The sequence below is a fragment of the Heyndrickxia shackletonii genome, assembly GCF_001420715.1.
Classification (GTDB): domain Bacteria; phylum Bacillota; class Bacilli; order Bacillales; family Bacillaceae_C; genus Margalitia; species Margalitia shackletonii.
This window is the reverse complement of the sequence record NZ_LJJC01000004.1, coordinates 972,519-985,780: the sequence shown is the minus strand read 5'-3', so window position 1 is coordinate 985,780 and position 13,262 is coordinate 972,519. Positions and strand designations below refer to the sequence as shown.

Annotated in this window: 9 protein-coding genes; 3 read left to right on the top strand and 6 right to left on the bottom strand. The window is 37.9% G+C overall.

Annotation, left to right across the window (positions count from 1 at the left end; genetic code table 11):
- Positions 1-72 precede the first annotated feature (72 nt).
- The 5 genes from AN964_RS04765 to AN964_RS04750 form a co-directional block, all read right to left on the bottom strand.
- A complete protein-coding gene (locus AN964_RS04765) occupies positions 73-1,827 on the bottom strand; it encodes a glycoside hydrolase family 35 protein (protein ID WP_055738601.1) in 1,755 nt (584 codons plus the stop codon).
- Between the two features lie 68 nt (positions 1,828-1,895).
- The gene (locus tag AN964_RS26635) at positions 1,896-2,063 is read right to left on the bottom strand and encodes a DUF6903 family protein (protein ID WP_163258584.1); all 168 of its coding nucleotides are present in this window, start codon (positions 2,061-2,063) and stop codon (positions 1,896-1,898) included.
- Positions 2,064-2,112: 49 nt separating this feature from the next.
- Positions 2,113-2,994: a carbohydrate ABC transporter permease gene (locus AN964_RS04760; protein WP_055738600.1), complete on the bottom strand. Its 882-nt coding sequence runs from the start codon at positions 2,992-2,994 to the stop codon at positions 2,113-2,115.
- Positions 2,995-3,009: 15 nt separating this feature from the next.
- Positions 3,010-3,900, bottom strand: coding sequence for a carbohydrate ABC transporter permease (locus AN964_RS04755; protein WP_055738599.1), 891 nt, complete (start codon positions 3,898-3,900; stop codon positions 3,010-3,012).
- Positions 3,901-4,054: 154 nt separating this feature from the next.
- Positions 4,055-5,389 (bottom strand): carbohydrate ABC transporter substrate-binding protein, encoded by a 1,335-nt coding sequence (locus AN964_RS04750; RefSeq protein ID WP_055738598.1) that lies wholly within the window; start codon positions 5,387-5,389, stop codon positions 4,055-4,057.
- 310 nt (positions 5,390-5,699) lie between these two features.
- On the opposite strand from AN964_RS04750, the gene AN964_RS04745 reads away from it, so the two are divergent.
- Positions 5,700-6,563: an AraC family transcriptional regulator gene (locus AN964_RS04745; protein ID WP_055738597.1), complete on the top strand. Its 864-nt coding sequence runs from the start codon at positions 5,700-5,702 to the stop codon at positions 6,561-6,563.
- A 60-nt stretch (positions 6,564-6,623) separates the two neighbouring features.
- Here AN964_RS04745 and AN964_RS04740 read toward each other — a convergent pair whose 3' ends face one another.
- On the bottom strand, positions 6,624-10,484 hold the full coding sequence (locus AN964_RS04740) for an endo-alpha-N-acetylgalactosaminidase family protein (protein WP_235950519.1): 3,861 nt from the start codon (positions 10,482-10,484) through the stop codon (positions 6,624-6,626).
- Between the two features lie 663 nt (positions 10,485-11,147).
- Between AN964_RS04740 and AN964_RS04735 the strand changes: the two genes are divergently transcribed.
- Both AN964_RS04735 and AN964_RS04730 read left to right on the top strand, forming a co-directional pair.
- On the top strand, positions 11,148-12,329 hold the full coding sequence (locus AN964_RS04735) for an IS256 family transposase (RefSeq protein ID WP_055738254.1): 1,182 nt from the start codon (positions 11,148-11,150) through the stop codon (positions 12,327-12,329).
- Positions 12,330-13,077: 748 nt separating this feature from the next.
- Positions 13,078-13,262: transposase (locus AN964_RS04730; RefSeq protein WP_055738596.1), on the top strand; the 185-nt coding region annotated here is incomplete at its 3' end.

The following is a 13,262-nucleotide window of genomic DNA, read 5'->3' as shown; positions in this document are numbered from 1 at the left end:
CAAGTAATCCATTCCTATATGACCTATTTGATTTCACTATGGCGAAATATCCGTTTTCATCTTACTTGTTAATTATTGTTTTTTTTCCAATACTGGTGTGTCAGATAAATAGATGCTAGGTTTCATTGTTCCATGAAGTTCAAATAAGATGATTTCATTTACTCCTTTTTTGAGTAATGGTGCTGGGATGTATAATGTTTGCTGCGGACCAATCTCCCAGTATCTTCCTAAGTTAAATCCATTAATATAGGCAACCCCTTTTTTCCAGCCTTCAAAATTTAAGAAAGTATCTGCTGGCTGATCGACCGTGAAGGATCCTTTATAAAATTGCGGAGTATGCACCATTTTTGAAATATCGGTAAATTCCAATCTTGTCAAATCTTTGAGAGGAAGCGGATAAATAGTCCAATGGAATAAAAATTGTCCATTTAAACGAACTCCCTCTGTAATCCCTTTATAATCTTTTAAAAATGGTCCATAATTGATCCTTCCCATATTCTCTACAAGAATTCCTAGGCGGGCACCATCCTCTGGAATATCCAGAATAATCTCCTGTTGATCCCATCTTGTAATCTCCCCGATATAGCGTCCATTTAAATAGACTAATGCACGGTCATGGGCATCCTGCAGGATTAATTTGTTATCTTTACGAGGACCACTTATCTTTGTTTCGTAATAAATAAACCCATAATCCTGCCCCATTTCCTCCATCGTTTCCGGACATATTCGTTCTGCTGGTATGGATAAAACGTCCAATGAATCGAATAGTATCGCTGATTTTGTCATCGGAATTTCTCCAAAATCCTTCACTGGTATCGGTTCTGGCAAGGCTATAGGTGGCAGAGGCACATATTTCTCTATTACTTTGCGGACAGCAAAATATTTCTCGGTCGGTACACCATGCTCCGTTAATAATACGTCATAATCATAGCTTGTAATGGTTGGCTCGTATTTTTCTCCGTGATTTGCCCCATTGTAGAAACCAAAGTTCGTTCCGCCATGAAAAACATAGAAATTAACAGAGGCATTCCTTTTCAGCATTTCATCCAATGTTTTAGCTACATCTTCCGCCTCTCTTGTATGGTGTTTTTCACCCCAATGATCAAACCATCCATTCCAAAATTCCATACACATTAAAGGTTGGTTAGGCTGATATTCCTCTAATTTGTCAAATGATTGATTTACTCCTGAGCCGAAATTGACGGTTGCTAATACGCCCTTTGCCATGCCACCTTGTAACATACTGTCAGTTGGGCCATCCGATGTGAACAAAAGAACATCTATCCCTCTTTTTTCCATAGCCTCTTTTAAATATTGCAGGTATTTCTGATCATTTCCGTAGCTTCCATACTCATTTTCAATTTGCATCGCAATAATTGGTCCGTCGTTTGTACATAGATGCGGAACTAAAATCGGCATTAGTACATCATAATAAGCATCTACCTTTTCTAGAAAAAGCGGATCTATGCAACGCAAACGAATATGTTTATCTTTTAGTAACCACGAAGGCAGCCCACCAAATTCCCATTCTGCGCAAATATATGGGCTTGGACGAATGATGACGTATAACCCTACTTTCTTCGCGGTTTTAATAAATCGTTCAATATCCGCGAGTCCTTCGAAGGAAAAACTTCCTTCTACAGGCTCATGTAAATTCCAAGGAATATACGTTTCAACTGTATTAAATCCACACTCCTTTAATTTTATAAGCCGGTCCTCCCAATACTCGGGAACGACTCGAAAATAATGAATCACACCAGATATAATTCTTGTAGGTTCGCCATTTATCATGAATTGATTACCTTTAACATAAAAATCTATACTCATTGAACACCCTCCATTTTCATTTGCTTATGTTCTGACAAAGGGACAAGTCCCTTTTCCACCAATTTCCCTTATCCTGCTTTTCTGTTGTAATCATAGAGCAGTGCTAAAAGACCGGCTAAACCGATGAGCATGAAACCTAAATTGAGTTTTCCTACGGTTTTGTTGCAAAAAAATATTAGAGCCAGGCATAAAATAAATGCAATAACTTTTAAGAGAACAAGAAGTTTTGAATTCATAAGAGCTTTCCCTCCACTTGATTTCATCTGCCGCCAAATTCGCTTTCTCCTAATCTTTCAGTCCGCCGAGCGTCATCCCTTGGGTCAGTTTCCTTTGAACCAAAATATACAGAATCAAGGTAGGAAGCATGACAATTACCATTCCCGCATACAATTGGCCATAATTTGCGGCAGATTTTTGCGCTGCCATTAAGTTCATTAACCCAACAGGTAAGGTTTTGTTTGGACCGGGTATCAATGTCAGCGCAATAATATATTCATTCCAATAGGAAAGGAAATTGAATAGAATAATAGCAATGATGCTTGGTCTGGCCATTGGGATCATAATTTTCACCATTGTTTTAAAATATCCAGCTCCATCCACGAATGCTGCTTCTTCATAGGTGGAAGGCAATGTCTGAAAATAACTGGATAATAAATAAATCGTGAAAGGCAGTGATGTTGCAGCATACACAACGGATAAAACAAAGAGATTGTCTAATAAAAACCCATCACCAAACTGTCCCCGTAAAAAAGTATCGCCATTTAATAACAGCAGGAAAATAGGTACGACAATATAGTTCACATTGATAAACAATCCTGCCTTAAACAATGATTGGATAAATTTACTTCCTTTAAATGAATATCTCGCTAATACATATGCAGCCGGCAAAGCAACGATTAATAGGATGAGAAGTGCCAATGCTGTAACCATGATGGAATTCAGCATATATGTACCCATGTTTGCCTTTTCAAAAGCATCGATAAAGTTTTGAAAATATAAGCCTTTTGGCAGCACCCACGGACTGCCATAGAATTCCGAATTACGTTTGAGCGATGCCAGAAACACCCAAGCAACAGGAACAATGATAGAAATTGCTAATGTTATGAGCGCCACATACATAAACAATCGAAACAAGTTTTCTGTACTCATGCCTTTTTGTTTTTTCATAGATTGAGAACCTCCTTAATACTCCAGCACTTCTCGTTTGGTAACCCGACTAACAATCGCCGATAATGCAAATGAGAATAAGAAGATGACCACTCCTATTGCCATCCCGTAACCGTAAGAAGAATTGGTGTATGCTTGCTTATACATGTAACTCAAAAAGACCTCTGTTGCCCCATCAGGTCCGCCGCCTGTCATGGCCTGAACGAGCAGGAAACTTAGATTAATGGTACTGATGATAAAAAAGGTTAAAGTGGTCCGAATGTTATTCCAAATCAACGGCAAGGTAATACTGAAAAATTGCCGAATCCTTCCAGCCCCTTCCAGAGCAGAGGCCTCATAAAAACTTTCAGGTATACTTGCTATACTTGTCATATACATGACCATATAGTAGCCGATTGCTTGCCAAATAAGCGCTCCACCAATACTGTAAATCGCAATTTGCTGATCCCCAAGCCACATTTTTTGAAGTCCTTTAAATTTAAAAACACCTAGAAAATTATTTAATAACCCTGTTGTAGGGTCATATACCGCTGAGAAAATACCGGCAATTACTACAATGGATAAGATATTTGGAATATAAAAAATAACTCGAAAAAAACTATTTCCTTTTATTTTTTCTCTCGTTAAGAAAGTCGCGAATAAAATCGACAATGCCATCGTAACAATCGTCACCACAACAATTAGGACAATACTATTTTGGAGAGAGTGAATGAAATTCATATCATTCCATAGCTTCTTAAAGTTTTCGAAACTTACGAATAGTTTGTTATTGGAGAACCCACCCCATTTATATAGAGACATTCTAAATACCTCAATCGTTGGTACTATCATGAATATCGCAAACAGGATAAGTGCGGGTGCAATGCACATAAAAATGAACATTCTTTTTGCTGTCTTTTTATTCAATGCTATCACCTCTATCAGGGCTTTCGTTAATAGTTGTTAATAGATATTCGAATATGCCCCCGAATCTTTACCACTTTGAAAAAACAAAAACAAGGCAAACCTAATGAAATATAACGGTGAGAACGATACTCACCGTTATACTTTTATGAAACGATTAATTTTTTAAAGCAGGGCGTAATTGGTCACTGGCTTTTTCAACAGCTTTTTGCCACGCTTTCACGGTTTTGTTTCCAGAAACAATACTGTCGATTGTTCCAAATAAAGTATCACCCATGCTTACCCCTTCCACCGGATCGGTTGCCGCAAAGCCTCCCATTCCGGCTTTTGCACCATTATCATAGATGCTATAGAATATCTTATTATCTCCAGATAGTTTACTAGAAATATCTTTAATTGGTTGGATTGCTCCAGCTTCCGCGAAAATATCCGCTGCTTTATCAGAATAGACGAAGGTTAAGAAGTCTTTTGCAGCATCTTTATTTTTTGCTTGAGATGGAATCCACATTTGTTCAAAGAATGTGAAAGCGTATCTGTCGCCGCCATCCTCGATAGCCGGTAAGGCAGTCATCCCCCATTCAAAGTTTTTCGCTCTAGGCGCATCCTTCATTTCCCCTACTACCCATGTACCATTAGGCATAAAGAGTGCTTTATTATCCAATACCAACTGTTGGTTCTTTTTGTAGTTTTGATCATTTCCATTTGCAACCGTTGTTGGTGCTGTATATTTTGCTAGTTTTCCAATAAGATCAAAAACCTTTGTAGCTTCAGGAGATTCCCAAATACCATCTTCATATCGCATTGCACGATTATAGAAATCCGGTCCCCCTGCTTCTAATAGCATGGAATACACAAATGCATCAAAGTAACCTGTGGTAGGATAAGTGAATAGAGAAATACCTTCTTTCTTCGCTTTATCTCCTAATGCCCACATTTCGTCCCATGTCTTCGGAACTTCCCAGCCCTTCTCTTCCAATAGTGCTTTGTTATAGAATAATCCTGTTGGGCTATAGAACATTGGTGCTAAATAAGTCTTTTTATCATTGTATGGATTTGTTGCAAGTGTATCCGTAAAGCCAGGAATCAGCTTATCCTTCACTTTGACATCTTCCCCATAAACATTCTTATCGAATACATCTGTTATATCTTCTAATGCTTTATCTTTAATCATAGTTTCTGTAAGTCCTAATTTTCTTCCTGTTGCTAGCAGCACTACATCGGGATAGTTTCCAGCCTTCATTTGTGGGCTAACTACCTCTTCAACGTTTTTATCTACTGTTAGCTCTACCTTCACATTAGGATTTGCTGCCTCATATGCATCCGCTATTTTTGTCCACATATCCTTCCCATATGCTGACTCCAGAGCTGCCATATGCAATACGGTTTTTTTATCCCCATTCGCACCAGCTTTCTGATTGCCGCCATTTTGACAAGCGATTAAGCCAACAGAAAGCAAAGCTATCATTCCTACGATCAAAAGCTTCTTTTTCACCTTTTCATCCCCCTCTTTTCCCTTATATAGCTAGGCTGTTTTCTTACAAATTGTTACTTTTTGTCTTTTGTTATAAAACATAAGCGGACTTGGTTTTGGGCATCTTTTCTTATAAAGTTTCTTTCATCCCAAATAGAGTTGCTACCGACAGTTTTACGGTTTAAGAAAAGAGCCTTTGTTAGAAGTATACGGACGAAAAAACGCTTTCACAACATACATCTTGTCGTGTTTTTTAGGTATCTTGCTTTCCGTTGTGAAAATTCAGTAAAAATACTATACTATTACTAATAGTTTTGAAGGAGGGGATTATTTGTCCAATGTAATCGTTGAAATCCCACAATCCCATCGAGATCATCTTCCGGTAAAAATCCTTTATGTAACAAAGGCAAAATATGATAAGGACTGGCATAGCACCAATCATACCCATCCTTTCACCGAGATCTTATACATAACGAAGGGGAAAGGGACTTTTGTTTTTTCCAACAAAGAGGTACCAGTAACGGAGCATGATTTAATTGTGATCAACCCTAATATTGAACATACGGAAAAATCATCTCCCAAAGACCCGCTTGAGTATATTGCACTAGGCATTCAAGGGATCGCTTTCTTGGATCCAAATAATTCAGGTTCTCAGATTACCTTTTATAATTTCAAGCAGGAGCAACATGTTTACCTTTTTTATCTCCGGCAATTATTAGAGGAAGTACAAAATCAGAAGGAAGACTATGAAATCATCATTCATAATATTTTAGAAATACTGCTTCTTAAAATGATGAGGAAAAGGGAGTTCACCTTAGAAAAAACCTCTGCTCAAAAAATCAATAAAGATATTGCATTTATTAAAAATTATATTAAGTTAAATTTTCGAGAAAATATTAATTTAGATACATTAGCGGAAGCAGGACATATTAATAAATACTATTTGGCTCATTCCTTTAAGAAGCTTGTTGGAGTTTCTCCGATTGAATATTTAATCCAAACGCGGATTCGAGAAAGTAAGATATTACTAGAAACAACAAATTATCCGATTTCAAATATTGCCGCGATAACCGGTTTTTCATCACAATCTTTTTTTGCCCAGTCCTTTAAACGGGTAACTAATTTATCTCCCTCCCAATATAGAAATCTTAAAAGTGCCAAGAATAATAAAACGAAAAGGGCTAAAAGAAAATAGAAAGGGAGAAGCGGATTCGAGCACTTCTCCCTTTTTTACTTCGAAAAAATCTTCCTTCATTTACTTAGATCCAGGTGTCACCTTTTCAATACGCAGATTATCCAATATAAAGGTACCTGCACCAGTATCACCATTTAAACTTGTGCCATTACTGAAAATACCAATATAGGTTTGACCGTTTTCTGAGCCGGTGACTGTAAACTCAACCCTTTTCGTATCGGTCGCAGCTCCAAGTTTTTCATTCACATTGATTCCTTTAGCACTCGCAATATCTTTCACATCGATTTCCTGGTCTCCAGAGATAAAGCGGTAAGCGCCAGCCGTAGTTTGATAGTCAAATGAAACCTTATACGCAACTCCAGGTTCAAAATGGTAGTTTTGCGGAATGGTGCGATAAAGCAAGCCTTTATTTCCAGTATTCACTTTGACCGACCAATTGCCTCCCAATACATCATCAACCAGCTTCTTCCCTGCCCAGCCTTTTTGCGTATATGGTGCATGCAATTCAGAAAGGTGGATCCTGTTATCTTCTACGCCTTCCGTGTTGCCAATCACAAATGGGTAAATTCCCTGCACCACTGATTCGAAATCTTGTTGAAAAACTTGTGGTGAGACGATATTTTTTAAAGTCTTTTGAACGATACGAATATCATCGAATTTCGTGTTTCCCTCACCAGCTTCACGGGCAAGCGTTAATTGAGCTGTTTTATTCGTTGCAGTAAAGCTGACTTGCATGATTTGCATTTTACTGTTGTATCCATCATTGGAAGCATGCGAATCTGCTTTCACATAGTTCTTTTGCAGACTGCGTAGCGTGTAATTGCTTACCTCATTTTTTCCGTTTGATACTTTGATTTCAGCCTTTGCATCACTATTGTTTTCCACATAAACTTCCGCCACATACTCTTTTCCCGGCTCTAAGTCGGTTAGAGTTCTCGTAACGGAAGTATATTGTGTTGGACTGTCAAAGCTTAAATAGTAATCTCCGCTGCTCACATTACGAGCACTTCCTGTTTGATCGGTTCTCTTTACACTTACAGCTTCCTTATCTCCAGAAACCTTTGTATATTTATCCTTAATCGTACCTGAATTAAATCCGGTATCGTAAACATGTGAATTCTTACTCCAATCATCGATTTGGACACCTTTATCTTTCCCATTCTTCGGTACAACGACATAAGGAGTTGCAGGATCCGCAGTTAAAGTAATTTGATTATTTACGACTTTTACCGATTTCTTTTCGGTTCTTCCTTGATCCGTCAATTTGTAAACAAAGACACTGTGCACATTCTTGTATTCATCCGGAAGTGTCCAAGTAGTGGTGCCGCCATTCAAATTCCAGTGATATAACTTTTGGGAATCCGGTGTTGGCGTTTTAAAGTCCTGTTTCACCCAAGGAATCAGATAAGCATGCCCATCCAATATGACGTTTCCGTTAAGTGTTATAACACGTTCTCTTGAGTTGTCTTTTCTTTTAACGTCTACTACATCACCATTGCTTGGGTCCGCCAACTTAATTTCCTTTTCCAGATTTGTTTTTGATTTGTCGCCTTTTTCCGTAATCCAGTTTGTGACATAATACTTTTGTAAAAATTTAGTTGGTAAATTGGTATCAAATGTTGTTTTGATAAAGTTATCAAAGTTCTTATCTGATTGCCATCCTTCAAAACCGGCTAATTCATATCCCCCAAGTAATGGATGATCTGCTGTGCCGCCAAAGTCAGGCGCATTCAACACCCAGGAGTCTTTTTGGTGATTGCTTATAAAACGAAGCACATCCGAGTTGATTCCTTTACTTGTCGGTCCTCCATAGTTTTTATCAACAGCCCAGTGCTGCCAAGTGGAGTAATTTGGAACAGCTGTACCAAATTCAGTAGAAACCCTCCATCCTCGGTCCATGAACTGTTCTGCTATTCTATCCGATTCCCATTGATCTTGATACCACACATCTAAATAGACATAATCAAGTCCAGGAACGGCAGCTTTAAGGTCATCTAACCTTTTCGCACGAGTTCCGGAATATAAATCTTTTAATTTATTGATGGTATAGGATTGATCTAACCAGCCCCATCCCAATGAATTTGGCCCATCAATAAAGTCATTGCTGAAGGCTTTTGCTTCTGGATACGTTTCTTGTGCATTAATATGGACGCCAAACTGAGCATCATATTTATGTCCTTCATTAATAAGTGTATTTAAGTCTTTAGCGCCGCCCATTCGTTCTCCGACATCTCCATAATCAGGGTGACCGCTGTCATGTCCTTCATTGGCATATCCCTTTAATAAAACGGATTGCCCAAGACCATCTGTAGCGAGTGCAACTTTTTTCACATTATCTAATGTTTTTAAAAATGGCTGTTGAGCTTGCGAGCCAAAATTCATGGCGATGCGCATTCCGACATTGTTATTAACATCTTCGTATCCTTTAATGGTCTGCATAATATCACGATAAGCAATAGCACCGTCCTGCCAGTTAATCTCGTTATCATGATTCAAATCATCTGCAATCGCAATTTTAATGGTTGGCTTACTAGCTTGCGGTTCAGGCATAAAGCCTCTTTGATAATAAAGCAGGCTAGACCCGATTCCCATTGCTTTAGCACCGTTTTCCGTTTCATAGCGCTTTGCAACTAAGTTACGATATCCGTTCACTTCCGAACTGGACCATACCCCTGCACTTAATTCATTCGTAGATAAAAATGCCGTGTAATACGTATTGGAAGTACCAATGCCACTCATCGAAGAGTCAACTACCACATCAACATCGCCGGATTTCGTGACATCACTGCTTAGATTCGTTAATTTCGCGTTAGCATCTTTTTGATTGGAGTTGACCGAGATGAAGTTCATATCTGGAAACTCTACTGTTTCGATTTTTGCACTACCATTATTTTTAATGTCATCGAATTGATAGATTACTTTATTGTTATCTACCTTCAATGAAACTTTAAAAATAGCATCGAAATTTTCTTCTTCGTCTACTACTTTTAACGTATATAAAGCTTCACTGCTGCTAATTTTTTTATAGGCTACCTCTGGATAATACAGATTTCCATTTACTTTTAACCCATAGACAGGTGTTTCTTGTCCATTCATCATCTTGTTACCAACCTTGTATTCCACCACTCGAGGAAAAACTTGATCAATGATGACATCCATATACTTTGAACTTAATGTATCTTCTATAGGTGCAGTATTTGGAGGTGTTTGTGGAACAATTTCTTTTATCTTAATGTTGGAAATAGTAATATTTGCTGCACCTCTACTTTTTTCAAATCCTAGTAGGCCGGGCTGATCTACTCCCCCGGTCAAATCCCATGAATTTACCTTTTTATCATCAATATATAAGGTTGCTACATTATCAATAAATTTCAATTTCATATGATACGTTTGATTTGCTTTTAATGGAACATCTGTTGTCATCGATGTCCATGTATTGGCAGGGCCAAAGATTTCTCCAAAGTATTGATTATTCGCATCTCCTGTTCCCACATAAGTGTAGGCGGAAGCGTCTTGAACCCGGTAAAGGATACCAAAGCGATTCATGGCGTCCCTATCAGGAGTGATGTCAGCCTCAAAAATTCCATTCTTGATTTTATCCATTTTATTATACACAATTCGATTCTTTTGAGTGGAAGTAACCCCAAAAGTAACGGAACCATCTGGGTTATACGTAAGTTTTCCATCCCCTGATAGAATGTTAAAGTCGCCTTCTTGAAGGTTATTGTCCATAATATTAACTGGATCCTTGATTGCGGAATTTTGTTCCACTTCATTTCCCTTAAAAGCATTGGTTACATTTGCTGCTTTTTCTTCCGCCGATGCACGTAGAGCTGGAGTAAAATTCATCATAAAAGTTGCCAAAATTACTACTACAGCAAGCGTAATACTAAAAGACTTTTTGAAATATCGACTGCCCAAAAATGATCCCCTCCTAAATATAGCTGTTAAATAAAAAAGGATACTTTCTATTGGGTTATGGACGTCTTTCCTTCCCCCCCTTTTTAGATTCTGGTGCAACTAAAAGCAGTAAGGTAAAAGAGAAATCTTTTTCCTTACGTAATCCACATTCATTGTTAGAACATTGCCGCCCCCAACAGCAGGCACCTCTTTTACTTATCTTTAGGCTACTTTTATGGAGGCGCTTCCACAATCATAATATTGTTCTGTTTTTTATGAATATTGCTTTTCACAAAAAAATAGGGAGAAAGAGTCAGGGCTTTTGTCCTTAGTAAATTGAGGCGTTGGAATGAATTGAGGGGACATTTAAAAAGATAGAGAACTTACGCTTTTCCATCAGAACATATTATATGGACTTCGGGATTTGATGTTGTTTTCCTTTTGTCTTTCTTTACCTTTTTGAAAGACATCTACTCTTGTTGGCCATCACATTTGGGCTTCATCGCTTTTATGAAGGTCATCTCCTCTTGTTGCTCATCATATTTTGGCCTTCATCGCTCTTATGAAGGTCATCTCCTCTTGTTACCAGATTAAGTCCATATAATTGTGTAAAAAGAATAGGTCATCATCATGACCCGTGTTACAATGTTTTCGACCAAGAAACCATTTACGGAGGACATGATGATGACCCAAATAAATATTACTATAAATTTAGAAGATCTCAAAGAAAAAATTGAAAAAAGCTCACTTGAATCACCCGTAAAAGCCTCTTTGACATTAATTTTAAATTCTTTGATGGAGAAAGAAAGAGACGAATATATCAATGCTCTTTCCCATGAAAGAACAGAAGAACGTAGAGGGTATCGAAATGGTTATTATGAGCGTGAATTAATGACTGGTGCGGGCTCACTTACGTTAAAAGTTCCTCGAACTAGAGACGGTGAATTTTCTACGACTATCTTTGAAAAGTTTAAACGCTGCGATCAAGCATTAATTCTATCCATGATTGAAATGGTAGTAAATGGTGTTTCCACACGTAAAGTGACTAAAATTGTAGAAGAATTATGTGGGAAAAGTGTGTCTAAATCACTTGTTTCTAACCTAATTAAAACATTGGACCCTGCAATTAATGAATGGAGAAACCGACCACTAAACGTAAGTTATTACCCATATATTTACGTTGATGCCATGTACATTAAGGTTCGCGAAAACAAACAAGTCGTTTCAAAGAGTGTCCACATTGCTGTTGGAGTGACCGAAGGTGGCCATAGAGAAATCATTGGCCTAAAAATTAACCATACGGAGTCCACAGAAAGCTGGTCTTTCTTCTTTGAGTATTTAAAATCCAGAGGACTTCAATCTCCTAAAATGGTTATTTCAGATGCTCATAGTGGCTTAGTTTCATCTATTAAAGAGACATTTTTAGGTACTTCATGGCAACGCTGTACGGTCCATTTCATAAGAAACCTCCTGGATTCGCTACCTAAAAAAGGAACAGCTGAAGCTAGGCAAGAGCTAAAATGTTTATTTAAAAACTCAGATATGGATGTTGTGAGAGATTTGAAAAATCGTTTTGTAGAAAAATATCAAGATACCAAAGGCTTTTCCAAAACCATAGACATCTTAGACAGTGGTTTTGAAGATGCAATCCAGTTTCTTGCACACCCGGTTGAGTATCATATAAGTTTACGTACAACCAACATGCTAGAACGATTAAACCAAGAGGTCCGTAGAAGAGAAAGAGTCATTCGTATTTTTACCAATGATCAGTCTGCCATAAGGATTATTGGCTCAGTATTGATGGATATTAATGAAGAATGGACGTCAAAGGATTACCCATATTTAAAAAAATCAAAAGATAATTAACTCTATCATACAGAGTGTAAAAGCCTAATTTCGAATTGACTTTGAGCCTCCAGTAGGCATGATAAAAAGCCAGGAAGCCAGGAGTTTACAACACCTGGCTTACCCTCCAGGCTATCATGCCCACCCTCAAAGTAAATTCGAAATAATATAGTTCATTACACAAGTTGAATTAACTCGAAAATATTGTTAACACTTTTACACAATTAAATGGACTTGACTTGTTACCAAGCACATTTTGGCCTTCATCGCTCTTATGAAGGTCATCTCCTCTTGTTACCGAGCACATTTTGGCCTTCATCGCTTTTATGAAGGTCATCTGTTCTTGTTACCGAGCACATTTTGACCTTCATCGCTCTTATGAAGGTCATCTGCTCTTGTTACCAAGCACATTTTGGCCTTCATCGCTTTTATGAAGGTCATCTGTTCTTGTTACCGAGCACATTTTGACCTTCATCACTTTTATGAAGGTCATCTCCTCTTGTTGCTCATCACATTTTGGTCTTCATCGCTCTTATGAAAGACATCTTCGCTTGTTGCTCATCACATTTTGGCCTTCATCGCTCTTATGAAGGACTTCTCCTCTTGCTACCGAGCTCATTTTGTCCCTCATAATTTTTTTTAACGTAAAAAACACACATGTATAAAAACATGTGTGTTCAGACTGTAGACAAACTCGATGAAGATCGAGCTTGCCTACAGTCTTTTTTGTTTTAAAATATAAATAGAAATAATACTTGGGGTGATGAAGATGCTTTCAAAACATAATTCCATTCAACGTGATCAAGTAGAAATGATCGCTTTAGACCAGTTGGTTCCCGAAAATCATTTAGTCCGAAAAATGGAGGCAGCGATTGATTTCTCTTTCATTTATGATTTAGTGGAAGAAACATATTCCGCAGTTGGACGCCCAAGTATTGATCCCGTGATCTTGAT

Bases quoted from the DNA above. Each gene is read 5' to 3' on its own strand.
- AN964_RS26635 (WP_163258584.1), bottom strand. From the start codon at position 2,063: ATGAATTCAAAACTTCTTGTTCTCTTAAAAGTTATTGCATTTATTTTA.
- AN964_RS04760 (WP_055738600.1), bottom strand. From the start codon at position 2,994: ATGAAAAAACAAAAAGGCATGAGTACAGAAAACTTGTTTCGATTGTTT.
- AN964_RS04765 (WP_055738601.1), bottom strand. From the start codon at position 1,827: ATGAGTATAGATTTTTATGTTAAAGGTAATCAATTCATGATAAATGGC.
- AN964_RS04735 (WP_055738254.1), top strand. From the start codon at position 11,148: ATGACCCAAATAAATATTACTATAAATTTAGAAGATCTCAAAGAAAAA.